Source organism: Faecalicatena contorta, assembly GCF_003149105.1.
In the GTDB taxonomy this organism is placed as follows: Bacteria; Bacillota; Clostridia; order Lachnospirales; family Lachnospiraceae; genus Muricomes; species Muricomes contortus_C.
Window position 1 is genome coordinate 635,576 of sequence record NZ_QGDS01000001.1, and the last position, 21,866, is coordinate 657,441.

Here is a 21,866-nt window from a genome sequence, read left to right on the forward strand (position 1 = left end):
CTCTACCTAGTCCAGATAATCTCTCAGCTTACGGCTGCGGCTTGGGTGACGCAGTTTTCTGAGTGCCTTGGCTTCAATCTGACGGATACGTTCACGGGTGACATCAAATTCCTTGCCAACCTCTTCCAGAGTTCTTGCCCTTCCGTCATTCATACCGAAACGCAGGCGCAGCACCTTCTGTTCTCTTTCTGTCAGCGTATCCAGCACCTCGTCAAGCTGTTCTTTCAGCAATGTCTGTGCTGCTGCTTCCGCCGGAACGGGTACATTATCGTCCTGTATAAAGTCCCCCAGATGGCTGTCTTCCTCCTCACCAATGGGAGTCTCCAAAGAAACCGGTTCCTGGGAAATCTTGAGAATTTCACGCACACGGTCTACAGGCATGTCCAGTTCTTTCGCAATCTCTTCCGGCGTGGGTTCCCGTCCTAACTCCTGCAAAAGCTGTCTGGACACACGGATCAGCTTGTTAATCGTCTCTACCATGTGCACCGGTATACGGATTGTTCTGGCCTGATCTGCAATGGCTCTTGTTATAGCCTGACGAATCCACCAGGTTGCATACGTACTGAACTTATATCCTTTGTGGTAATCAAACTTTTCTACCGCTTTAATTAGTCCCAGATTCCCCTCCTGAATCAGGTCCAGAAACAGCATTCCACGGCCTACATAACGCTTTGCAATACTTACCACAAGGCGCAGGTTGGCTTCTGCCAGCTCCTTCTTCGCATCCTCATCACCGTTTTCCATCCGCTGTGCCAGTTCAATCTCTCTTTCCGCACTCAGAAGAGGAACCTTACCAATTTCTTTCAGGTACATACGCACTGGATCTTCGATACTGACTCCATCCGGCACAGTCAGATCAATATTCTCCATATCCACTTCGTCTTCATCAGAAATAATGACTTCCACATCCACATCATCCTCATCACCGCTGATGCGAAGCACGTCTATATTATTTGACTCCAGATGGTCAAACACCTTTTCCATCTGTTCCGCGTCTAATTCCATGTCATTGAAAAAGTCATTGATTTCCTGAAGCTCCAAAATACTCTTCTTTTTCTTTCCCAATGTAACAAGTTCTTTTAGCCTCTCGTCAAATTTCTGTATGTTTTCTTCCATGTGTCCATCCTTCCTTTGCCTGCACACAGTACAGGGCTATCTTGTTTTATTTTATCCTTATTCAATAGAAATATGCAGGTTCTTTATATCATCCAGCATACGCTTCTCTCCCATCAGTCTTTGCAGGCCCCCAAAATCAGTAGGTTCCAGATGCATCATTTGGTAATCAATGCTGTTTGCCTTGACACGGAATATCGTTTCCTTCAAGGCCTGTTCCTGTTCCTCTTTGGTAGAAAGCTCTTTGATTTTTGTATGGAATAAAGAAGCGGCCTCCCGGTGTTCTTCCTCTTCTGTAAAATGATTCAGTATCTTCGCCGGATTCAGTTCTCCTGAAGCATACTGTCCGTAAAGCAGTTCAGCTACGGTTTTGTACAGTTTTTTTGTAAAATCCTCAGGACTGATGTACTTTTGTATGAGGCCCAGAAGTCTCTCCTCTTCAATCATCCACGTCAGCAGAACCTTCTGGGATACAAGAATCCCATCCTCCTTTGGCTTTTCCCTGCCTGCTGCCGTTTTAGGGCGTGCAGCTGGTTTTGCCATTCCTTCACTGATTGCTGTTTTTATGACTAACTTTTTGAGGCTCTCCTCACTGACCCGGTATTCCCTTGCTGCTGCTTCAATATAGTTATTTCTCTCCAATTCATCCTCAAACCCGGTAAGTCTTCTGGCAGTTTCCTGAAAAAAGGCAGTCTTTCCCTCAGGAGAGTCCATGTCATAATCCTTGGAAAGAATCTCAAGGCTAAAAAGGAATCCATTTCTTGCCTTTCCGATTCTCTTTTCAAATTCTTCCGCCCCCAGATTCTGTATAAACTCATCTGGATCCTTATAAGGGTCCATACGAATCACTTTTGCAGAAATTCCGGCCTCTTTGAGAATTGGAACTGCTCTGAGCGCAGCCCGCGTTCCCGCATCATCACTGTCGTAGGTCAAATACACCTCCTGTACATAACGTTTCATCAGCGAAGCATGTCCCGCTGTCAGTGCCGTTCCCAGGGATGCTACTGCGTTGGTAAAGCCGGCCTGATGCAGTGATATCACATCCATATAACCTTCGCACAGTAAAAAATAAGGCTTCCGCGAAGTACGTGCCCGGTTTAAACCATACAAATTACGGCTTTTATCAAAAACAGCAGTTTCCGGGGAATTTAGGTATTTTGGTTTCCCGTCCCCCATGACACGCCCTCCGAACCCAATGACCCGGTTATTCACATCCATAATCGGAAACATTACCCTATTCCAGAACTTATCATAGATACCGTTCTTTTCATCTGTATTTACGAGACCTGCCTGACGTATTAAATCTTCGCTGTAGCCTTTGTTTCTCAGATATTGGAACAAATCATTATTGTATTTGTTGGAATATCCGATTCCGAAAGCTTTTATCATGTCATCAGAAAGTTTTCGATTTTTTAGATATGTATATGCAGCCTTTCCCTGCTCTGATTTGAGCTGTACATAAAAATACTGGGCGGCAGCCTTATTGATTTCTAAAAGTACGCTGCGTAAGTCTGCTTTTTCCTTTGCCTCCTTTGAAAATTCCATCTCAGGAAGATCCACTCCCGCTCTGTCGGCAAGAACCTTTACAGCTTCCACAAAAGAAAAGTTTTCATACTCCATCAAAAATGTAAATACATTGCCCCCTGCACCGCAGCCGAAGCAATAGTACATTTGCTTGCCTCTGCTCACAGAAAAGGAAGGGGACTTTTCATTATGAAACGGGCAGAGTCCAAAGTGGGAGCTGCCCTTCTTTTGCAGCCGCACATAGCCGGAAATCACATCTACAATGTCACTTTTTGCTCTTACTTCTTCTATCAGTTCCTCTGGGTAATACATATAAGCCTCCACATATTAATGCCACACTATATATATTCGACAAAACATTCTAATTTCCTTTAAATAAAGTAATTTAATTTTTCCACGCTTCCGGAACGAAAAATTCTTCATACTTTTTAACAGCATAGTTGTCCGTCATACCCGCTATGTAATCGCAGACTGCCTGTTCCCTGCAGGTTCCCATTTTATCCATGGAGTCCAGATACTGCCCGGGAAGCTGTCCCAAATGCCTGATATAATAATCATATAATTGCTCAATTAAATGGACGGCTTTATCTTCTTCCCCTTTTGCACCGGGGTTCATGTACACATTTTCAAACATAAATTTCCGAAGCCCTATCATAGCATCACGAACTTCATCAGACATAATAATAGCAGGTCTGTCCATACTGTGTGTAATGACATCATGGACCATTGTATTTAAGCGTTCTCTGCTGGTGCTTCCCAGGACCTTGCGGTATTTGGGCGGAATATCCTTCTCCACAAGTATGCCTCCCCGGATTGCATCATCAATATCATGATTGATATACGCAATCTTATCAGAAAGCCTCAGTACCTGTCCTTCCAGCGTATGGGGATTGCCCGATGTCTGATGGTTCAGTATACCATCCCGCACCTCCCATGTGAGATTAAGTCCCATTCCCTGCTTTTCTATACATTCAACAACCCGTATACTCTGCTCATTGTGGGAAAAACGATATACTTTGTTCAGCGCACGTTCTCCCGCATGTCCAAAAGGTGTATGCCCCAGGTCGTGCCCCAGAGCAATGGCTTCTACTAAATCTTCATTGAGCCTGAGAGCTTTCGCTATAGTCCTCGCGTTCTGAGACACCTCGAGGGTGTGGGTAAGCCTTGTTCTGTAATGGTCTCCTTTAGGGAGTAAAAATACCTGAGTTTTTTGCTTGAGGCGCCGGAAAGCCTTGCAGTGCAAAATACGGTCCCGGTCCCGCTGAAATACGGGACGTATATCACACTGCACTTCTACCCTTTCTCTGCCTTTTGAATTCCTGCTCAACATGGCATGAGGACTTAAATATTCCAATTCCCGCTCTTCAAGCTGTTCCCTGATTGTCATAAGCTCTCCCTCAAAATGAATCCTGATATATACGATAAATGCATCCTGATATATATTATATTCTGTGTCCCCGGGCTATTTCCTTTTTATTGCACTCCTGCGTGCCTTTTCACTGCCTGCTGCCTTCCCGCCAATATGTTCTTCTATGGCCTGCACAACAGATTGAATCACTTTAATACGTGCATAATATTTATCATTGCCCTCTACGACAATCCATGGAGCATATTCCGTTGAAGTCCGGATTAACATCTCATCTACAGCTTCCTTATATTGATCCCATTTTTCTCTGTTTCTCCAGTCCTCCTCCGTAATCTTCCACTGTTTTTCCGGATTTTCCTGACGTGCGGTGAAACGCCGTTCTTGTTCCTCCTGGTCTATCTGCATCCAAAATTTCAGCACAACAGCGCCTTCATCTGAAAGGTCCTTTTCCATATCATTGATTTCCTTGTATGCTCTCTGCCATTCCTGTCTTGTACAAAACCCTTCAATGCGCTCTACCATTACACGCCCGTACCATGTTCTGTCAAATATGGCAACATGTCCGTCCTTGGGCATTGCCCGCCAAAACCGCCAGAGATAGTGGTGGGCCTTTTCAATGTCATTGGGTGATGCGGTGGGATTCACAACAAAGCCCCTTGGATCCATCTTCTCTGTCAGCCGCTTAATTGCACCGCCTTTTCCCCCGGCATCCCATCCCTCAAAACAAAGTACTACCGGAATCCGTCTTCTATAGACTTCACCATGCAGCACTTTTATTCTTTTTTGCAGCTTCTTTAGCTGTTTTTCATATTCCTCCCTGCTCAGACTCAAAGTCAGATCCATCTTGTCAAGTACAGACTCCTGCAGCCCTTCCCCTGTCGTTTCCTGCTTATTCGGCTCCAAAGCAGAGGATTCACCCGCTGACATCTCTGCAATCGCTTCCGCAGCTTTTTCCTTTGCCTTCTCTTTTTTTAACTGCTCCAGCCGTTCTTCCAATGCCTTGATCACAACTGTGTAAATCTTGGCAGTAGCAAAACGTCGGTCCATAGCCGGGATAATGGTCCACGGTGCATAATCTGTATCCGTTATCTGCAGCATTTCTTCTATCATCTGAGCATATTCCTCATACCTGGCATTACGCTCCAAATCTCCCTTTGTAACACGCCATGCAGTTTCTTTTGAAGCTTTTAATTTTTCGAACCTCTTTTTCTGCTCTTCCTGGTCAATATCAAGCAGAAGCTTTATCATAACACATCCGTCGTCCGTCAACTGCTTCTCAAAAGAACAGATGGATTGATAAGCCTCTGTTATTTCTTTTTTCCTGGTTTTCTTGTCGAAGCGGTCAATCAGTACCCGTCTGTACCAGCTTCCGTCAAAAACCGCAATTCTGCCCCGCTCCGGAGTTTTGTTCCAAAACCGCCATAAAAAAGGGTGCATCTGTTCTTCTTCTGTTTCTCCTTTGACAGCATGTACCTGGAAACCTCTGGGATCCAGACTTTGAATAACCTTTCCTATCTGTAATCCTTTTCCCGATGCTCCAAAGCCCTCAAATACAATAATTACCGGTATATTCTGTGACTTACACTGCCGCTGCAATTCTCCAAGCCTTGCTTTGAGTCCCGGCATTTTTGCCTTATACTCCGTCTTATCCATTGATTTTGTAAGATCGACCTTCTCTAACATACTCTCTCCTCCCGACCTCGCACTGTTTTTAATATTTACATCTTTACATCTTTCAATACATAATCCGCACTTATTCTCTCGTTATATACATTTTAACAGAATATTTTCATTTTTGCATAAAAAATGGAAACTTTTCTAAAAATTTGTCCAATGCACTTTCCTCCTGACTGTTTCCTATTCCATAAATATTTATATATTCCTTTACCTTCTGTACATCTTCACAGGAAAAATGCCATACCTTATCCGGTGTCTTCTCTTCACTCCACATAGATGAAATGAGAGATCTATAAATGGAATTTTGATACCACTTGGAATCAATATTTAATCCGCCGTTTTGATTCAACCTTTCCTTTTCAGCGCTCTCTAAATCCTCCGTTTCTATACCCACATTTTTTTCATAATTTTCTTTATTGATGAAGCGGACATACTTTGCAGGCTCCGGTTTTATAATTTCTCCGTCCTCAACTACGTGCACAGTAACCTGGAATAAAGTTTCTTTCCCTTCGCCCTCTGGACCCATGCTGTCCTGTACCGAGTAAGTGAGTACGATATATCCTGACTCCTTGAACTCTGTGAACTCCCCGGGATGGAAGTCTGCCAGTTTCACCTTCTGCAGGATAGTTCCCGGATACAATACGTCATCTTCCTGGTCTTCTACTTTTAACCTGCCGTTCTCCAAAGCACTTTTTACAAGTACGTCCTCTGTAATAACACCATCTTGCGCCTCCTCCAAAGTAAAGTACCAGTCTGCAGCCTCTATAACAGGGAACTCATTATACTTTATTTTCACTTCCCACTCTAATATAGTTTCAGTGCCTGCACTGTCCGTAACTGCATACGTAATTTTATGTACAGCGGGAGACTCTTCTTTATCTAACTGCAGGAACCAGGTATCCAACTTGTATTCTTCTGGCATATCCCTTTCCCAGATATCAACAGTTCCCTTTCGTCTCTCACCGTCCATACGTCTGCCGTCAGCATATTTTATACGGATGATGCGAACATTCCTTGTGATATCACCATCCTCTTTATCAAAAGCCTTTATATTAGACAAAAGTATCTTTTTTGTAACTTCTGTACCCTCATAAAATTCCAAATTATCATCTGCCGAAATCTTGGGAGCTTCATCCCATATACTGTACAGCTCTGCCTCAGGAATGGCAGATCCACCGGCAGTATTCTTTTGCTGTTCTTTCGCCGTCTGATATAATTCTTCAAAAGTAATTTTGTTTTTCTGATTTTCCGGGTATCTTACATCTTTTATATTTGTTTTCGATTTATTGTTTCCCCACCCGGCAAAGGCATATCCCTTTCTTGAAAAATTAGTATATCCTGTATTTTTCTTTATTTCATATCCATTATTTTCCCTGCATTGCTTTAGGGTTACATATTCTGATCTGGGATGTCCTGAATCTGCATCATTTCCTATATAGGCTACCCTTATTTCTGTTTTCCAGACTGCATAAAGAGTTGTTCCCTTATTATTAGCAGCATGGATTGTATCTCCAGGCTGGTACTTTGCTTCTTTAGCATCTGGGTTCTCAGCCCATCCTTTAAATTCTATAGAACCAAAAGATGGGATTTGACCAGATATCCTTGCACTTTCATACCAAAACTTATTTGAATCTTTGGGGACCTGAATCGTATCATCGTTATAGTTCTTTTTATAATATATGGGATAATCCCGGCTGATTACAGCATCCGTATCCGCTGTAACCCCTCCTTCCGACTGGTAATCTCCGGGGCGCAGCAAATAAGGGGAATTGGGTGTTAACGCAAACTTCTGATAAACCTCACTGCCTTTTGCGCCCTTATAAGCTGCCCTTACGCACGTACGTCCTAATATGTAACTGGAGGGAGTTATAAGTGCAGCTGTCCTGCCAGATGTGAGGGCACCAGTCACTGTAACCATATTGCGGGTTTCCGGCAGATAAATATCGTTACTGCCGTCAATACATGCCCCGCCACTCATATTCATTATTCCGCCTTGATACACACCTCTTCCTAACGTGCTGCTGTTTCTGGAAATACTTCCTCCGGTAACACTCAATGTACCTAAATTGTAAATACCTCCGCCAAAAACTGCGCTATTGGAATAAACCTCCCCTCCTGATACTGTAAGAATTCCCGAATTGTATATTCCGCCTCCATTTTCTCCGGTTTTATTAGAATGTATGGCTCCTCCTGATATGGTGAATGATTTTGACGTGCGAATACCGCCGGCCCGGTTTTCATAAACCATTCCTCCTGATAAGGTGGTAGCTGCCTCAGTAACGATCCCTATTTCATTTTTAAAGATGCGAGGATGATTAGAAAGGATTAGTGTTCCGGACGGGGCCGCAGACCTTACTCCTGCAGAATTGTTTGAATAGATTTCTCCCCCGGAAATATTGGTTGTGCATACTCCGTTTGCTGCATATGCTGTCACACCGTCCACTGCGTTGCTGTAAATGGAACCGCCTGTAATGGTAATTGCGGTGTTACTAACCGCCCCCTGTGCCTCTATTCCTACGTAGCCGTTATGGTGCACCTTCCCGCCTGACATATGGATGATGCGTCCTCTCACCCCTGTAATGGAATTACTATGAATATCCCCGCCATATATATTTACCGTCCCGCCCCATGTTGTTATTCCCGCATGGCGGTTACCATAAATTATAACGTCATCGTATACGTTCGTAGTCCCCCATCCATTCCATATACCATTTGTTATGCCATTTCTCAGCCGCACTCCGGTTTTTAAGTTCATGGTTATTTTACAGGAAGAGGCAAGAATCCCCGAAGAACATTTTCCGTTTCCATCAATGGTGAGAGTATAGCCGTCCATGCCCGACAGAGTCCACGTGCCAGTCTTATCTTCCGGCGTGCTCTGAGGAGCTGCTATGATTCCTGCCGGTTCTTCTCCCAAATTCGAATTAGCAGTTATAACAACATTCTGCTCTTCCGGATATATAGTGAAGGATTTTGTTGTGACGTTATGTCCCGCAGTACAATTTCGGATTACATACATGGTACCCCCATCCGGCACAGCAGAAAACGCCCCATCAAATGTAGTATAATAGGTGCTTCCCACCCGTGCCACAGCATCCGTCTGCAAAGGATTGGAAGTAGGCCCCGGAGCCGGTAAACCGGCAGGAACAACTACAACCTGAAACGAATACATTGTTTTCGACAGGTGTACAGTTCCCGCTGTCTGTCCGTTCTTAGCCCACCCTAGCCATCCATAGCCTTCACAATATGCCCTGTAATACACGTCATAACCTGCTGTGTTTGCTCCTGTTAATTTTGCGCGGAATGCTTCCAGCCGTAACCCCTGACCTGCTGTACCTGATGTCCCGCCGTCATTCGCCCAGTTTATCCAGCCTTTCCCCTGTACATATGCCTGGTAAGTAATTCCAATGTCTTTGCCGCCTGTTACTTTTATCTGTAGTGCTTCAATACGTTTTCTCTCACCTGGGGAGCCTGCTTCTGCACCACTGCTCACCCAATCCTCCCAGCCATAGGCCTGACAGTAGGGTTTGTAAACAGCCTGGACCTCTGCTGCAGCCATCGTCATGATTCCAGGTATGTTTTTCCCAGGTTCTTCCCGGGCATTTTCTGTAACTTCTTCCTCTTTTACACTTCTTTCCTCATTTATGATTTCTTTCTCTTCTGTATTTTCCCCTGTTACAATTTCAAATCCATAAAGATTATAAATATATTTTTTCACTTCTTCTGATGCCCTTGTCCTATCCCCTTCGTTTGAGGCGCCCTCTATCCCGTCCAGCAGGCTCAGAAACTCCTTCACATCAAACTCTGCCATGGTTTGCAGGTATTCTACATAAAACTGAAATCCCTTGTCAGGATTATCTTCTTCCCATACCCGAAACTGGTCTTCCACTTGTTCTTTTTCCGTCACGTTCTTCTCGCCATGCCACACCGCCAGCATCTCGTAACATTTTAAGGCTTCATCCAGTTCTTCCGCTGTATTCCATTCTTCCTTGCCATTTATACCAGCTGAAAGCAGGGTATATTTATAAAATAAAGTGAATTTATATTGATTGTCCTGTCCAATCTTATCATAAAAATCCTTTTGCACTCTTTTCTCCAAATTTTGAAGTGCTTCCACCGTTCCTTTTTCCTTGTACAGCATTTCTATAACTGTCTCGAAGGTACAGACTGTATCTGTAAACATCTCTTCCAAACTCATCTCAATCTGATTTTCCTGCTCTACGCAAGCCTTATCCTGCTCCTCCTCTGCCTTACTCTCCACAGGGACACAGACAGCCAAAAATAACGATGCTGTCAATAGTATAAATGCTTTTTTACACCTTTTCATAGTTCCTCCTATTCTGTTGTTGTTTTCATTGAAAATAATAGTTGAAATTTTCGACTGAATTGTCGCTTAGAAATGGAAAATGAATATTTCCCAGATTCTTTGTGAAGGATTATATCACGGCACCTTAAAAAGTACAAGCAGTTACAAACTGATTACAGGAGAATTCCCTGTTATATAAAAATACCCCGGAACAAACAATGGCTTTGTTTCATTGTCTGCCGGAGAATTTCATTCTCTTATTCCTGGCTCTCGTCTTCCTGGAACATATTTATAAATATTTCTGCAATGTAAGGATCGAATTGAGTTCCTGCACAGCTCCGTATTTCTTCCAATGCCTCTTTGTGGCTTTTTGCTCTCGAATCATCTATGGTATTCGTCATGCGGTCATAAGCTTCTAGCACAGTTATTATACGTGCTTTCAATGGAATCTCCTCTTTACAAAGCCCTTTCGGATAGCCTGAGCCATCCCACCTTTCATGATGGGCCAGGACAATTCCTGCCAGCCCTACTGTAGTATCAAAATAACTTAGTATCCTGTATCCTACGGCCGGATGCAGTTTCACATCACTAATTTCCACAGTATTAAAAGTGCCGTCATTTTGCAGAACATCAGATCCTACCACTGCTTTTCCAATGTCATGCAGGTATGCCGCACTCTTCAGCTTGCTTATATCGGACTGGGACATCTTCATAACCTGCCCAAGCCTCCCGCACATATCCCTTACCCTTACAGCATGCTGTTTTTCCCAGTCACTTTTTGCAAACAGTGCATCAAGCATCATTTTTAATTCAAGGCTCTGGGTGTCACCTCGTTCCACAGACTTTATATTATACATTTTCACTTCCGCATTGCGCAGTACTTCAACGATATCTCCATCACTCTCTGTTTTTGTTGCATGCCCTATGGAAATACTGCACCGGACAGAATGAATCTTTTGTGTGGACAGTTCGCTTTTAATTCTCTTTGCAATCTGTTCTGCTTCTTCCTCATCTGTTTTTGGCAGAAACAGTACAAATTCATCCCCGCCCCACCGTGCAATAATATCACCGTCACGGCTTACCTTCTGCATAGCCTCAGAAGCCTTTTTCAGGAGCATATCACCTGAAGCATGTCCGAAAATGTCATTGGCCAGCTTTAAACTGTTCACATCCCCCATAAGAATTGAAATCGGCAGATGCTCCTTTGTATCCATGTGGTACATTTTTTCCTCGAAAAAGCATCTGTTATAAAGACCAGTCAGGGAATCATGAGAACTGATATATTCAATTTCCCTCTGACGTTTCTTTTTTTCCGTGACATCCCTGAAAACGAGTACAACACCGCCTACTTGCCCTGTGTCGTCCAAAATGGCTGCTCCGTTATCTTCCAGATGATACTTTTCACCATCTTTGGAAATCAAAACAACATGATCCCCCGTTTCCCTTGCCTTTCCCGTTGCAAATATTTTTTCAATGGTATCCGTAACGGTACGGCCTTCCTCCTCATGAGATAAAATAAAAACTTCCTTATAATTCATTCCTTCCGCTTCTTCCAGCGTCCATCCCGTCAGTCTGCACGCCACAGGATTCATAAACTCAATATCCCTGCCGCTGCCAATCACCATAACCCCATCCCCTATAGACAGAAGCGTCTGATAATATTTATTACGCTCATAAGTCAGAGTATGTATTCTTTTCGTTCTATCTGCCAGTAAAAACAACGAAACAATCAAAATACAGGAGATTATAACAATTGTAGAAAACAACATAACATGAAAAGTTTCCATTCCTATTATAATGTTCTTTGCCATAATCTCCTCCTGCCTGCTGTTGTATTTTACTCTGAGTATAATGTAAACTTGCTTACTTCTTCCCGCAGTATATCTGCCTGCGCAGACATTTCTTCACTTGTGGCCGAATTTTCCTCCGCAGTAGCTGCATTTGTCTGCACAACCGCAGCTACCTGTATCAGGCCAAACTGAATCTCCTCAATTGCTGTGGACTGCTCTGAAGATGCCTGCTCTATATTTGCAAAGCTTTCCGACACCTTTTTCATATTTGCCCCGACTTCCTGCAAGATTTGTGCTGTCTGCGCTGTGATAGCCGTTCCCTTAGACACAGTTGCAACAGAATTCTGAATCAGTTCCGAGGTCTGTTTTGCAGCCTCTGCAGACTTTCCGGCAAGATTGCGGACTTCATCAGCTACAACCGCAAAGCCTTTTCCAGCCTCTCCCGCACGGGCGGCCTCAATACTTGCATTTAATGAAAGAATATTCGTCTGAAATGCAATATCCTCAATTACTTTTGTAATATGAACAATTTGATTTGAAGCAGCATCAATTTCTGCCATGGCTTCTGTAAGGTTCTTCATGTAGTCATTTCCGGTGTGAATCTCAATCCCAACCTCTTCCACATACCGGGTCGCTTCCTGAACATTAGAAGCATTCTCCTCCGCCTGTCCCGCAACTCTTTCTACCGAAAGAGTAAGCTCATCAATAGATGATGCCTGCTCTGTAGAGCCTGCTGCCAGAGCCTGAGCCCCGCTGGACACCTGAGACGCGCCGGTACTCACTTGTTCAGCAGCAACATTTATCTGCCTCAATGTATGATTCAGTGAATGAAGAATAACCTCAAGTGCCTTCTGAATCGGATAAAACTCCCCGATGTACTCAATATCATTCTTCAGATTCAGATTCCCGTCTGACATTTGCGTAAGCTTGTTGGAAATATCGCCGATATATTTCTGAAGGGTGCTGCGGGTACTATGGATAGAATGTGCCAGCATCCCAATTTCAGACGTATCTGCTTCCAGAGAGAAATCAGAGGACAGGTTTCCCTGTGAAATCTCTCTCATCTCCCGCTCAACTGCAGCAATCGGGAAAAATACCTTTTTGCGTGTAATCAGCACAATACCCGTCTGTAATATAGCCACTGCCACAATTACACAAAATATAATTGTCTGAAAAATCAAATTCCTTGCATTAAGCTCGGTAATTGCACTCTCTGTACGCTCATCCAGCATCTTTAAAAATTCTGACTTTAACTCATCGATTTTTAAAATAGACGTATTATACTCATCACCGTACACATATTCCACAGCCTGCTTGGTGCGGTTTTCCGAGGCATTTTTTATAGCGTCTTGTTCCAGCGGCACAAGATTTGCGGAAATTCCTGACATTTCATCAATCTTCTGCTGCTCCGCCCCTGTAATGCCGATTTTTTTCATATTATCCAGCCCAGTGTCACGCCTTTTCAAGTTATTCAATTCATTCTCATAATTATCAGCATGTACCTGTTCTCCAGTCACTGCATATGCACGTACTTCAGCTGTCAGATAAGCGGAACCGCTCATAAAAAGACTGGCGTTCTCCGTCAAATCAAACCGCTCCTTATTTGCTTCGGAAATAGTTATGTTCATGCGGTATAAGAAGAAAAAGCAAACTGCAATACAAATTAACAATGCCAGGGATACCGAATTCAAAATATACATAAGAGTGGATTGCTTCATCTTTTTTTTCATAGTGTACTTTCTCCCTTATTCTTTTCTGTAAATGGCCGGCCTGATATATCTGTAACGTGTAGTCTCACGATTCAGTCCCTCTGAATGGCCAATAAACAAGAACCCACCTGGTTCGGTAATATCATATAATCTTTGAATCAGGCGCTCCTTAGTAGGACCATCAAAATAAATCATAACGTTACGGCAGAATATAACATCCATTTTCTTTTTAAATGGCAAAACAGTGTCCATCAAGTTAATATTCCCAAAAATCACCTCTTTTTTTATCTTGTCAGAAACAACACTCTGCTGGCTGTCATATGCTTTGAAATATTTCTTCTGCCAGCTCTGAGGAAGATCCGCTATCTTTTCATTAGAATAGACGCCCGCCTTTGCAGTAGAGAGAACTCCCTGGGAAATATCTGTAGCCAATATTTTTGTGTCCCACCCGGCTTTATTGGGTCCAAAGTATTCATCTATCAGCATCGCAAGGGTATAGGGTTCTTCTCCGGTAGAACAAGCAGCGCTCCAGATTCGCAAATCCTTGTTTCTCACCGTATTTGCCAGATATGGCAGGACTGTACTTTTAAAGTAATTAAAATGCTCCGGCTCTCTCATGAAAAAGGTATAATTTGTTGTAATCTTATCCAGCATCACAGATGCTGCCTTGCCGGTTTTATCCGCTTTTACATAATCCAGATATTCTGCCAGGCTGCTCATATTCATACTTGTAAGTAAACTGCCAAGCCTTCCCTCAATCAGGGTTTTTTTCTCATCCTTAAAATGAATTCCGTAATTCATTCTGATATAGTTGGCAAATTGCTTAAATTCCTGTTCTTGTATGACAATCATTAATATCCCCCTTAGAAGCGGATAAATAAACTGAGATTTTTCTCCGCTTTTTTATCGTATATGTATGCTCAAAAAATCCCCCTTTGTTTTTTAACACGCTTGAAAAGCTATGTTTCACATCATAAAGGAGGATTTTTATCATATTTAATTGTCAACCTTTTTTAACATTCCTTATTTGGACTTCCACAGGCTATGTAGGTTGCAGTATGCAAGTGCACCGATAACTTCATCTCCATCTGTAAGAGCAAATTCTGCCTTGGGTTCATCCCCAGGATTCAATTCTTTACGCTGCATTCCTTCTTTCGTACTGAGAACAATCCATTCGATATAATGCTCTTCTGCCATAGGATGCGGCACGGAACCTACTTCTACAGTAACTATATTTCCTTCTACACTGACTACAGGAACATGTTTCTCTGCCGCTGCATCTACACTTCCAGGTACAATCTCTTTCATAGGTTGTCCGCAGCATATTGTCGGTACTCCAGTATCTTTTACCATAGCAATTATTTTTCCGCAAATCTCACAGCTATAAAATTTTAATTCCATAAACTTACACTCCTTTGCCATATTTTAGTTTTAAGCTATTATACCACATTCTGTATTGCTAATCAACGAATATCCCTATGTATGATATGTTTTATATCAGCAATTTTCGCTTTATCCATAACCGACTCCTGATTAACCATTATGGCCTCTTCCAGTTCTCCCCGCAATATCCTGACTTCTTTTGGGGCTTCAATGGCAAGTTTCACTGCATCCGCTCCAACTTCCATAACAGAAATCCGGATATTGTCTCCTATTAAAAGTGTTTCTCCCTTTTTGCGCTGCAGTACAAGCATATCTTAATCCCCTTTCTTCTGGAATTCGCTCAGAGCATGACGCATTCGGTATTCCTCAGATGCAAGTATTACCTGCGCTGCCTGTCTGCTCTCTGTATTGACTACAATGGGGCATTTCAAATTCACTGTGCTTTGTTCCGATAATGTCCCAATAACACAGATTACATAAAATGAGAGCACTCCGGCATCCTCAGTCCCCAGATTTTTATAGTCTGCCAAAGACAATTCAGGACGATAATCTTCCTTCAAGTAAAAGGGATTCATGATAATAAATGACAACTCAGTATTCTCAGTACTTTGAAGGCAGAGGACGGCATCATTATCCTCCTCAACAGGAAGAGGAAGGAATGTCTTATATTCCTCAAACCCAAACAGCCCTTCCTGAAAATGGATTAATTCCTCTTCCATAAACAGACTGGAATTTATCACTTCTTTTTTCATAATTTCCTCCGGTTCTAACCTTCTTATGCCATAACGTCAATGTTCTCTCCTGTAAATCTCTCGCCGGCACTCGGGGGTACATAGATAGGACTGCCTACATATTCAATAGACACATCCGGATACTGTAAAACTGACAGCTCAATGCTTCCAGGTATAAATTCTACCTTTCCCCAGTCTATTTTTGCATCAAAATTTAATCTGTCCATCTGATAGTTAATCGATATAGATGGAGGGTCCCATTCAATATTTGCTCCTGTCTTGGGTATAAATCCCAACTCAAATTCACCAGTGGCCGGAGCATTTCTCTGATCAAATATGGATTGCAGGGCTTCTGCCCCCTGTCCTATTTTTGCTTTCAATAAAAGCTGCCCCTCCTTGGCAAATTGAGCCGTCGCCTCATACGTAGCCTGTGTTCCCTTCTGTGCTGCCTGATGAATTGCATTCTTTGTAGTAGGAACTACAGAATTCCTGGCCTCATATGTATCCAGCCTGAGACGGATGGGGCTGCTCTTAATTCTCAGTCCTCCTTCATCACGGCTGATTTCCAGTCTTGCAATACCGCCTTTGCGTTCCAGACGGGCATTATTTACTTTCAGCTCATACTCAATAGGTACGCTTGTGATTTTAAGTAGTTGTTCCATTACTGCTCACCTTTTCTTTTTTATAATTATCGTGTTACTTCATAAAATCCAAAAGAGATTGGGAAAAAATACTTGTTCCTATTTTCAGTGCTACATTGTACACATACTGTGCCCACGAAAAATTCGTAATAGCCTCTGCTTCATCAATATTCACGTCATTCTTGTATTGTTCTGTAATGTTTAATTGCTCGTTTTCCAGTCTGGTCAGTGTGGATTCAAGGAGCTGGGTTTTCGTTCCGAGTCCCGTCAATTGGTTCCTCATGTCATCACTGCCTTTATTAAACTGGGTCCACAGTTTCTCATAAGCTTCCGAATCAAAATGATCTTTCTCAAGCAAATCTGCCATCTGTCCTGCCAAAACAATGATATTCTTACTTGTTCCGTCAGCCGTCTGACCATATCCTACTGCATTAATTCCAGGAAAAGCTGCATCGAAAGCACTGGAAGGAACAACCTCTCCGCCGGAAAATGTAAACCCGTATCCCAAATCCACATAGGAACTCTCCTGTGACAGCTCCTTCATTACGGCCTCATTGGCAGGGTCATTTACATCCAGGCCTCTATACAGAACCTTCCCGTCTTTCGACAATTCGAAAGGTGCGTTTGAACCATCATTTCCTGCCATTACGTAAGTATTCCCATATTTCGCATTCAGAGTAATAATCATAGATTGCTGTAATGATCTTAAATTCTGTGCATATGCACTTCTTCCGGTATCCCCGGTAGAATCACTCATAGCTGCCGTTGAATAGTTCTTATCGATTTCTTTTGCCATAGAACTCAACTGGGTAATCGAGTCCTCCTGTGTATCCTGCCATTTTTGTACCGTCTTCACTGTATTGGTATAATCTGCATTTCTGGCATACCGTGTCTCCAGCACTGAGCCTCTGGCTGCAGCGGATGGATCCTCATAGGAATGAGCAAAACGGCGGCCGGTCTCCACCTGCCTGCGTGCCTGTTCCAGGCCGCTCATAGTGGAATTCAAATTATTCTGATAATTTCTTCGAATCATATTTGTTGTAATCCGCATATTTACATCTCCTACCTGCCGACAACGCCGGTTTCATTAATTAATTTGTCCAATAGCTGATCTAAAGTAGTCATCAGTCTTGATGCCGCATTATAAGACTGCTGGTACCGCATCATATCCATTACTTCTTCATCCAGATTGACACCGGATATCGCATCCTTGGAGTCAGATATCTGATTCAGCACAGTAAGATGATTCGATAAAATAGAAGAAGACGCCTTACGTTCAATAGCCTGGGTATTCTGGATATTGTCATACCCGGACATTAACGTGCCCTTGAATACAACAAAATCATGCTCTTTGTTACTTAATTCATCTACCATCTTTAATATATTACTGTAAGCTGAAGTATTATCTGTCCCTCCTGCACCCGGAGTTTGTGTTCTGGTCAGGTTTACGGTGCCATTCATCCATCCATCAGAAATCTTGATATTTTCAGCAGTAAACGTGGTGGAACCATCGGTTGTCGAAAACAAATCCTGAGGAATTGTGCCGCCGGCCCCATCATCTGTAGCATTCAGCGTATTCATCAAAGTAGCGAAGGTATCCACAAACTTATCGAACATGGAACTATAATATCCAATCCCTTTGATATCAGTGCCGTCAAATACCTCAGATTTGTTGAGCATGTCTATTTTGCCCTTGAGAACACCATTCTGCATCAAATCGGCAATATCAATATTATTGACATTCGCAGGATCAAGCGGATCCTCAGGTGTTACAGCATCTTTAATCGTCAGGGAAATGGGTATTCCCCCTCCTGTTGTTCCAAGCTGAAATTCCCCGCCTTTGTCATCAGAAATCAGATTATGGACATTTCCATTCTTATCTTTAAATGTAACCTTAAGGGTGTCTACGGCACTGCTGCCTGACCCCTGAGTTTCATATGTAACCTGGATAGGGAGGTATGTAGCAAGGTCATCTAAAAGCTGGTTTCTCTGGTCTAAAAGCTCCAAAGCAGGATTCCCCATCACTTGAGTATTCTTAATCGTCTTATTCAGTTCTACAATCTGCTGGATACAGGAATTTATATTCTTGATATCTGAGTTCTGAAGCTCGTCAACCGTATCACTTATCACACTGGAAACCGATGTTGCATTCTGATGTATTGCATTCAAAAGAACGGTACAAGCAGAACGAACCAATGCATCAGAACTGCGTTCCCCGGATTCTGACGGGATTGCCATATTTTTAAGCTGCGAAATCACATCATTCAGGGCACTCCGGATGGCGGACGTATCTGTCTCATCAAAAATGTTTCCAATCTTCTCCAGAATCTTGTCCGTTGCGTCGGCAGTTCCCACCTTTGCAATCTGATTTCTATATTGTATATCCAGATACGGGTCTCTTATCTGGCTGATTCCGGTTATCATAACCCCTTGCCCCACTTTATTGTCAAACGTTGAACTTCCATAGCTCGCTCCTACGGGATTGATGCTTGCAAGATCCAGTCTTTGTCTTGTATAGCCTGCCGTATTCACATTAGAAAGGTTCTGGCCCGCTACGTCAATTGCTCTCTGACTTGCACTCAGTGCATGCTGCGCCATTGTAAATCCGGCAAATGTAGAACGAATCATTGTATTCCTCCTCTCTTAATTCAAACTCTTCTGTTAGTCATATTTTTCAGTCCGGCAGAATCTGCTCTGCCTTCCGTATAAGTCTGGCCTTTTGCATCATCAATCTTTTTGTTGATCTGGCGCAGATTCACTTCCATAATCACAGTCAAATCCTCATGAACTTCCTGAAACATCTGCATTGTTCTGCTCATTTCATCAAACAGAGGGAGAAAACGTGTCTTCTCCTCCTCGCCCAGCACCTCCAGTATTTCATGAAAACTCATCCCTGCATACCCGGCCTCTGCCTGTATTCTGTCTTTTTCTTTCTCCAGACCTCTTAACTGCATAATAGAAGCCTGTTCCTTTATCATGTGGCTTTCAAGCACTGCAATCTGCTGTTCCCTGGCTGCACTTAACATCTTACTCTCAAGAGAAGTTAACTCCTGAAACAGGAGGATCAGCTTTTGAATTACTTCCTGGAACTCATTCATCCGTCTGTTCCCCTTTCTGCAGTAATATCCTGCCTACCAGCTTATCTATATCAACCTGATATGTTCCTTCTGCTATACTTTGCTTTAGTTCCTCTACCTTCACTTCCGGTGTAGGGCGGCTGACTTCTGATAAAACACGTTTTGTCAGGTCCTCCGTCATTTTCTTCTCCTCAACCTGCCGGCTGTTGGATGTAATTAAAATTTCATCAAAGTGTTTGCTTTTTCCGCTGATCGAAACATTTTTATTATCTGCAATATTCGATGCAGTCTGTTTTATATAGCGGTGTCTTACACTATCAATAGAAATACCCATCTTTCATGCCTCCTTCTAAATGACAGCAATATAGGTTTACTCTCTTATTACTTAATATCGTCACTAGTCAGACAATGTTAAGTCTTTGTTTCTCTATTTTTTCCTGAACAGCTTTTTAAGGTTTCCCCAGATATTTACAACACCTATACCTTTGCGTTTTAAATTTATTTTCATCCGTGTTATAACCTTAATCTTTTTTTCATACCACTTACCTATATTTTTCTTTACCCGGATGCACCAGTTCTGTACTTTTTCTGCTTTGGGCTTATACCACCTGCGCACCCGTTCCTTTTTGGGATCATAAAATCCATGCCAGGCCCTCTGTATATCCTGGTTTTTCTGCAAAACCCACAGATTTACCTGCTGTCCTGACATACGTAAAATCCGCAGAACCCAGCACATAGGAAGAAGCCAGGACCGTTTTAAAAGAACCGGAAACATCGTACTCATATATTCCATCTGTGGGAAAACCCACTCCATCATCTGCTGTCTCCTCTTACGCTGCAGATCCTTTTTATAAAAGTCTGCTACTTCCCTCACAAGAGGTAATAACTTTTCACTTTCTTTCCGGCATTGGACTCCTTTTGACAAAATATAACGTTCCATGGAATCAAAGAGAATATCCTCCTGGGGAAACAGCATTCCCCCAAACCAAAAGGCGGCCAGTTTAATAATATAATCCGGAAAACTGCCCAGGTCAAGATAGGACAATTCCTTATAAACGACCGTCCAGTCCAGACTTTTGTATACACTAATATAATAAAACCACATATCCAAAATGAACTGAATGTCCAAATTTCCTCTGGCATAACTTTCGGCAGCACAGCCTATTACATAAACATAAAATTCCTCCGGCTCAAATCCATGAATATAGCGATAATTCGTCTCCCGCCTGTAGTCTTTTACCGGAAGAGAAAAATATTTCTTAATTTTCTTATTTGTAAAATCCAAAGTACTTTGAAAGATAACAAGGATTCCCGGTATTTTGTAATATCTTGTCTCTCCTTCTATTCTGGATTCCTGCTTTTCAAAATCCAAAGATTCCATCGCTTTTCCGACAATATCATCTTTTCCCTTTTCTACAAGGATTCTCACATATTTGGTTGCCCTCATATCTAACTGAGGATAAAAATGGCGCATTCGATACTCATGGAGCACAATACTATGTACTTTATGCTGCTCCAAAACCTTCAAAATATGAGGCACAATAGAAGTAAAGCGTTCTTCCCAAAGTACCGCCTGGTGATAACGCTCTTCAAATTTCTTTTTCCACGGTTCCAGCGCCTTGCTTTCAAAGCCCAGAACACCGTAATAAACTACATTTGCAACTCCGTGATAATCTGCTAATTTATAAAGACTTCCCCAGTTTGGCTGTCTGGCCCATCTAGGGATTTCATTCTGGCTGACAAGTGCACTAAGCATCTCTATTAAACATTTCACTTCATAACTTCTGATTCTTTTTTCGCTCATTCAGCACTCTTTTCTCCTCAAATATATCCATGGCTTTTGAATTATAAATGCCATGCTTTTCATCCAGCACTTTCACCCCAGACACCAGAGTAATCACACGCTTTTTCAGAATTGTCACAAGTTCTCTGGAATGACTGGCGACAATCATCGTCACACCCAGACGGTTCAGGTCATCCAGCAGGCACATCAAATCCCAGGAAGCATCAGGATCCAGGTTTGCAGTGGGTTCATCTACAACCATGACTTTAGGGTTCATGACAAGTGCTCTTGCCAACTTGACCCTTGCCGCCTCTCCTACAGATAATTCATGTGGAAATGCCGACGCACGGTGAGAAATTCCTACTGTACTCAGTGCCTGACCGACTCTTTTTTTAATCAGACGGTAAGGCTGTTCTGTCGCATACATGGCAAGACTGACGTTATCAAATGCAGACCTATCATTTAAAAGACCCAAATCCATCTCCATAATACCAATCTGTCTCCTGAAATAAGGAAGCTTATGATTAGAGAGCTTCCCCGTATCAATTCCCCCCACCCAGATATCGCCTGAGGTTGGAGCAATCTGGCTGCTTAGAAGTTTCAGCAGAGTACTCTTTCCAGAGCCACTGCGGCCCACTACGAAAACAAACTCTCCCTTTTCTATTTCAAAAGAGACGTTTTCAAGACCTATAATATCTTCCTTAAATATTTTTGTGACGTTCCTAAACTCGATTTCTTTCATGATACGACCTTTTCTTCCATTTCTGTG

Annotated in this window: 18 protein-coding genes; all 18 read right to left on the minus strand. The window is 42.7% G+C overall.

The window, feature by feature from the left end; translation table 11 throughout:
- Window positions 1-6: 6 nt before the first annotated feature.
- Window positions 7-1,116 carry an RNA polymerase sigma factor RpoD gene (gene rpoD, locus A8805_RS03010; protein ID WP_109708707.1) on the minus strand — a complete coding sequence of 370 codons (1,110 nt, stop codon included), beginning with the start codon at window positions 1,114-1,116 and terminating at the stop codon, window positions 7-9.
- A gap of 57 nt (window positions 1,117-1,173) precedes the next feature.
- Complete coding sequence (dnaG, locus tag A8805_RS03015) at window positions 1,174-2,949, minus strand: DNA primase (protein WP_109708708.1); 1,776 nt, start codon at window positions 2,947-2,949, stop codon at window positions 1,174-1,176.
- Window positions 2,950-3,022: 73 nt separating this feature from the next.
- Window positions 3,023-4,024 (minus strand): deoxyguanosinetriphosphate triphosphohydrolase, encoded by a 1,002-nt coding sequence (locus A8805_RS03020; protein ID WP_109708709.1) that lies wholly within the window; start codon window positions 4,022-4,024, stop codon window positions 3,023-3,025.
- Window positions 4,025-4,099: 75 nt separating this feature from the next.
- The gene (gene pap / locus A8805_RS03025; RefSeq protein WP_109708710.1) at window positions 4,100-5,686 is read right to left on the minus strand and encodes a polyphosphate:AMP phosphotransferase; all 1,587 of its coding nucleotides are present in this window, start codon (window positions 5,684-5,686) and stop codon (window positions 4,100-4,102) included.
- A 106-nt stretch (window positions 5,687-5,792) separates the two neighbouring features.
- Window positions 5,793-10,004: a hypothetical protein gene (locus tag A8805_RS03030; protein ID WP_109708711.1), complete on the minus strand. Its 4,212-nt coding sequence runs from the start codon at window positions 10,002-10,004 to the stop codon at window positions 5,793-5,795.
- Between the two features lie 236 nt (window positions 10,005-10,240).
- Complete coding sequence (locus A8805_RS03035; RefSeq protein ID WP_109708712.1) at window positions 10,241-11,794, minus strand: diguanylate cyclase; 1,554 nt, start codon at window positions 11,792-11,794, stop codon at window positions 10,241-10,243.
- A 26-nt stretch (window positions 11,795-11,820) separates the two neighbouring features.
- On the minus strand, window positions 11,821-13,503 hold the full coding sequence (locus tag A8805_RS03040) for a methyl-accepting chemotaxis protein (RefSeq protein ID WP_109708713.1): 1,683 nt from the start codon (window positions 13,501-13,503) through the stop codon (window positions 11,821-11,823).
- Between the two features lie 15 nt (window positions 13,504-13,518).
- Complete coding sequence (locus A8805_RS03045) at window positions 13,519-14,334, minus strand: CheR family methyltransferase (RefSeq protein WP_109708714.1); 816 nt, start codon at window positions 14,332-14,334, stop codon at window positions 13,519-13,521.
- Between the two features lie 171 nt (window positions 14,335-14,505).
- On the minus strand, window positions 14,506-14,883 hold the full coding sequence (locus tag A8805_RS03050; RefSeq protein ID WP_109708715.1) for a desulfoferrodoxin family protein: 378 nt from the start codon (window positions 14,881-14,883) through the stop codon (window positions 14,506-14,508).
- Between the two features lie 62 nt (window positions 14,884-14,945).
- The gene (locus tag A8805_RS03055) at window positions 14,946-15,176 is read right to left on the minus strand and encodes a carbon storage regulator (RefSeq protein WP_109708716.1); all 231 of its coding nucleotides are present in this window, start codon (window positions 15,174-15,176) and stop codon (window positions 14,946-14,948) included.
- 3 nt (window positions 15,177-15,179) lie between these two features.
- The gene (gene fliW / locus A8805_RS03060) at window positions 15,180-15,617 is read right to left on the minus strand and encodes a flagellar assembly protein FliW (protein WP_109708717.1); all 438 of its coding nucleotides are present in this window, start codon (window positions 15,615-15,617) and stop codon (window positions 15,180-15,182) included.
- Window positions 15,618-15,640: 23 nt separating this feature from the next.
- A complete protein-coding gene (locus A8805_RS03065; protein ID WP_109708718.1) occupies window positions 15,641-16,258 on the minus strand; it encodes a DUF6470 family protein in 618 nt (205 codons plus the stop codon).
- Window positions 16,259-16,292: 34 nt separating this feature from the next.
- Window positions 16,293-17,288 (minus strand): hypothetical protein, encoded by a 996-nt coding sequence (locus A8805_RS03070; protein ID WP_109708719.1) that lies wholly within the window; start codon window positions 17,286-17,288, stop codon window positions 16,293-16,295.
- 11 nt (window positions 17,289-17,299) lie between these two features.
- Window positions 17,300-18,865, minus strand: coding sequence for a flagellar hook-associated protein FlgK (gene flgK / locus A8805_RS03075; RefSeq protein WP_109708720.1), 1,566 nt, complete (start codon window positions 18,863-18,865; stop codon window positions 17,300-17,302).
- 20 nt (window positions 18,866-18,885) lie between these two features.
- Window positions 18,886-19,335 carry a hypothetical protein gene (locus tag A8805_RS03080; RefSeq protein ID WP_109708721.1) on the minus strand — a complete coding sequence of 150 codons (450 nt, stop codon included), beginning with the start codon at window positions 19,333-19,335 and terminating at the stop codon, window positions 18,886-18,888.
- On the minus strand, window positions 19,328-19,648 hold the full coding sequence (locus A8805_RS03085; RefSeq protein ID WP_109708722.1) for a flagellar biosynthesis anti-sigma factor FlgM: 321 nt from the start codon (window positions 19,646-19,648) through the stop codon (window positions 19,328-19,330). The genes A8805_RS03080 and A8805_RS03085 overlap by 8 nt, the downstream gene beginning before the upstream one ends.
- Window positions 19,649-19,741: 93 nt before the next feature.
- On the minus strand, window positions 19,742-21,118 hold the full coding sequence (locus tag A8805_RS03090; protein ID WP_109708723.1) for a nucleotidyltransferase family protein: 1,377 nt from the start codon (window positions 21,116-21,118) through the stop codon (window positions 19,742-19,744).
- Window positions 21,090-21,839, minus strand: a complete 750-nt coding sequence (locus A8805_RS03095) for a cell division ATP-binding protein FtsE (protein WP_109708724.1) — start codon at window positions 21,837-21,839, stop codon at window positions 21,090-21,092. Before A8805_RS03095 ends, A8805_RS03090 begins: the two co-directional genes overlap by 29 nt.
- Between the last annotated feature and the right edge of the window lie 27 nt (window positions 21,840-21,866).

Excerpts from the sequence above, each read along its gene's own strand:
- A8805_RS03030 (WP_109708711.1), bottom strand. The coding sequence starts at position 10,004 with ATGAAAAGGTGTAAAAAAGCATTTATACTATTGACAGCATCGTTATTT.
- A8805_RS03045 (WP_109708714.1), bottom strand. The coding sequence starts at position 14,334 with ATGATTGTCATACAAGAACAGGAATTTAAGCAATTTGCCAACTATATC.
- A8805_RS03020 (WP_109708709.1), bottom strand. The coding sequence starts at position 4,024 with ATGACAATCAGGGAACAGCTTGAAGAGCGGGAATTGGAATATTTAAGT.
- A8805_RS03070 (WP_109708719.1), bottom strand. The coding sequence starts at position 17,288 with ATGCGGATTACAACAAATATGATTCGAAGAAATTATCAGAATAATTTG.
- A8805_RS03035 (WP_109708712.1), bottom strand. The coding sequence starts at position 11,794 with ATGGCAAAGAACATTATAATAGGAATGGAAACTTTTCATGTTATGTTG.
- rpoD (WP_109708707.1), bottom strand. The coding sequence starts at position 1,116 with ATGGAAGAAAACATACAGAAATTTGACGAGAGGCTAAAAGAACTTGTT.
- A8805_RS03080 (WP_109708721.1), bottom strand. The coding sequence starts at position 19,335 with ATGAATGAGTTCCAGGAAGTAATTCAAAAGCTGATCCTCCTGTTTCAG.
- A8805_RS03040 (WP_109708713.1), bottom strand. The coding sequence starts at position 13,503 with ATGAAAAAAAAGATGAAGCAATCCACTCTTATGTATATTTTGAATTCG.
- A8805_RS03095 (WP_109708724.1), bottom strand. The coding sequence starts at position 21,839 with ATGAAAGAAATCGAGTTTAGGAACGTCACAAAAATATTTAAGGAAGAT.
- A8805_RS03090 (WP_109708723.1), bottom strand. The coding sequence starts at position 21,118 with ATGAGCGAAAAAAGAATCAGAAGTTATGAAGTGAAATGTTTAATAGAG.
- A8805_RS03085 (WP_109708722.1), bottom strand. The coding sequence starts at position 19,648 with ATGGGTATTTCTATTGATAGTGTAAGACACCGCTATATAAAACAGACT.
- pap (WP_109708710.1), bottom strand. The coding sequence starts at position 5,686 with ATGTTAGAGAAGGTCGATCTTACAAAATCAATGGATAAGACGGAGTAT.
- A8805_RS03050 (WP_109708715.1), bottom strand. The coding sequence starts at position 14,883 with ATGGAATTAAAATTTTATAGCTGTGAGATTTGCGGAAAAATAATTGCT.
- A8805_RS03065 (WP_109708718.1), bottom strand. The coding sequence starts at position 16,258 with ATGGAACAACTACTTAAAATCACAAGCGTACCTATTGAGTATGAGCTG.
- flgK (WP_109708720.1), bottom strand. The coding sequence starts at position 18,865 with ATGATTCGTTCTACATTTGCCGGATTTACAATGGCGCAGCATGCACTG.
- A8805_RS03055 (WP_109708716.1), bottom strand. The coding sequence starts at position 15,176 with ATGCTTGTACTGCAGCGCAAAAAGGGAGAAACACTTTTAATAGGAGAC.
- fliW (WP_109708717.1), bottom strand. The coding sequence starts at position 15,617 with ATGAAAAAAGAAGTGATAAATTCCAGTCTGTTTATGGAAGAGGAATTA.
- dnaG (WP_109708708.1), bottom strand. The coding sequence starts at position 2,949 with ATGTATTACCCAGAGGAACTGATAGAAGAAGTAAGAGCAAAAAGTGAC.